Source organism: Ideonella sp. P3_A4 (genome assembly GCF_056403075.1).
In genome coordinates this window covers 1-2,516 of the sequence record NZ_JBFUGE010000776.1, presented here as the reverse complement: position 1 = coordinate 2,516, position 2,516 = coordinate 1, and the positions used below count along the sequence as shown (strand labels likewise).

Below are 2,516 nucleotides of genomic sequence, written 5' to 3'. Positions count from 1 at the left end.
ACGTGGGCCAGGTGCTGGCCGATGCGGTTGACGTCCGCACCGGTCAGGAACTGGTTGTAGCCTTGTGCATTCGACTGGCCCAGCACCACCAGCACCGGCGCATCGTTGGGCTGGTAAGGGCCCGCAGCCGTGGCCATGGCCGGGCCGCCGACAGCGAGCGCCAGACAAGCGCCCAAGGCCCTCAGCCAGCGGCCAAGAAGACGTGGGGCGATGTCTGGTGTGCTCATGTCGACAGTCCTGGTGGGCTCAATGCTAGAAAGCCGGTGCTGATGTGAACCTGATGCAGCCTCAGGGCGCGCCGATGCGCAAGTCGTCGATCAAACCGCGGAACTGGCCGGTCGCGTCTGGACGGTCGTAGCCGACGACGATGCGGTCGATCGTCCTGCCTGCGGCCCACTGGCCGATGCTCGAGCGAACCTCGTTCCAGCTGTCCAGCACCAGCTTGCCGCCGCGGCCCTGGAACTCGGGGTGCACGCGGATGCCGTTCTGGTCGATGGCGCCCGAATCGCGCAGGCTGGTGCCGTCGGTGAAGACCAGGTCGATCGCGACGAAGGCGCTGTTGGCCGACACCGCACTCGGCTTGATCCAGTACGACAGCGTGGTCGCGCTGCCCACCGGGATGTTCACGTCGAACACCTTGTTGTACGAGTACGACTGCGTCGCATCGTTGTCGTTGCCCGAGTACATCAGCGCGCCGGCGCCGCTGTGCGTGCCGCCCTCGCGGCGGGTCGAGGTCTCCATGTGGTTGAGCGAGCAGCAGTAGCCGGTGATGTTGGCCGCGAAGTCGATCGTGTCGTTCCAGTCCGGCTGCGAGTTGCGGCTGTCGAAGTCGGCACTGAACGTGGTGCTGCTCTTCGTGACCCGCGGGTTGTCGTAAGACGGCGGCGCATCGGCCGGCGCGCTGCCCCAGTTCGTGTTGGGCGTGGCGCCCAGCTCGAACTGCAGCGTCGTGTCGGCCTTCAGCTTGGTCAGCGGCAGCCAGGTGCTGGTGTTGGCGACGCCGTTGATCATCATGCTCTGGATGTAGGTGCCGTTGGCACCTGCATTCGGAGCCTTGATCGTCAGGATCTTGCCGTTGCCCATCTTGATCTTCGTGGTCGGGAACAGCGGGCTGCCGACCGCGAATCCACCGACACCCGGCAGCTCGGGGTACAGCCCCAATGCGCCCCACACATACCAGGCCGAGGTGGCGCCAAGGTCGTCGTTGCCGTTGATGCCGTCCGGGCTGTTGCGGTACAGATCGGTCAGGATGCGGCGAACCACCTGCTGCGACTTGTAGGGCGTCCCAGCAAACAGATACGCCCAGGGCGAGCCGTGCTCGGGCTCATTGCCCATGAAGGCATACGGACTGTTCGCCCCGTCGTCGAGCTTGGTGAAGTGCTCGTCCAGGCGGGCGATCGCCGCGGCGTTGCCACCCATGCGGTCGAACAGACCACGGTAGTTCTGCGGCACCATCCAGGTGTACTGCGCCGAGTTGCCTTCGACGAAGCTGTTGCCGCTGGTGCGGTCGAAGCCGTTGATGAAGCCGCCGGTGTCCAGCCGCGGGTGGATGTAGCCCGAGAAGTTCGAGTAGAGCGACTTCCAGTCCTGCGCGTAGGCCAGGTACTGGTCACGCTTGGCGGTGTTGCCCAGCGATTCGGCAAAGTGCGCGATCGCCGAGTCGGCCAGCGCATATTCCAGCGTCGTGGCAGAAGGGCCCCACACGCCACCGGCACCCTCCGGGATGTAGCCGTGGCTTTGCTGGCCGGCGAGGCCCGCGCGCGTCTCGCAATTGCGTGAACGCGTGCCGGGCTGCGTGGCGGCTTGCTCCATGTACTTCAGCGCCGAGGCCGTGTCGAAGTTCTTGCCACCAAAGGCGTGCAGGTTGGCCACGATCACCGCACCGGCGTCACCCACCATCACGCAGGTGTCGTCGTTTGCAGTGGGCCACTTGGGGTAGCCGCCGCCGCCYTTCTCGGCGTCGACCACCATCGACTGCGCCATGTCGCTCGCGACCTTGGGCTGCAGCCAGCCGATCAGTTGCACCTGCGAGCGGTAGATGTCCCAGCCCGAGAAGGTGGCGTACTTGTCCCAGCCTGTCGCGGTGTAGATCTTGTTGTCGAAGCAGATGTACTGGCCGTTGACGTCGCTGAACAGGTTGGGGTGCAGCAGCGAGTGATAGAGCGCCGTGTAGAACTTGGTGCGGTCGTCGGTCGAGCCGCCGGTGATCTGCACCTTGTTCAGCAGCTTGTTCCAGCTCGCTTTCGCGTTGGTCTTGACGGTGTCGAAGTCGACACTCGCCAGTTCGGTCTGCATGTTGAGCTTGGCGTTGTCGGTACTGACGTACGACACGCCGACGCGCAAATGCACCTGGCCACCGCCGGCGAACTTGACCCAGCCGCCGTTGTTCTGCGCCCGCGGCGCGTTGCGAGAGCCCGGTGTGACCGCTTCGCCCGCCACCGCCGGCGAACTTGACCCAGCCGCCGTTGTTCTGCGCCCGCGGCGCGTTGCGAGAGCCCGGTGTGACCGCTTCGCCC

Annotated in this window: 2 protein-coding genes; both read right to left on the bottom strand. The window is 65.5% G+C overall.

The genetic code is table 11. From position 1 onward, the window contains the following. On the bottom strand, window positions 1–227 hold a 227-nt coding region (locus tag AC1DYI_RS32535; protein ID WP_477208247.1), incomplete at its 3' end, for a hypothetical protein. 61 nt (window positions 228–288) lie between these two features. Then, window positions 289–2,439 (bottom strand): GH92 family glycosyl hydrolase, encoded by a 2,151-nt coding sequence (locus AC1DYI_RS32530; RefSeq protein ID WP_477208246.1) that lies wholly within the window; start codon window positions 2,437–2,439, stop codon window positions 289–291. Window positions 2,440–2,516: the final 77 nt, after the last annotated feature.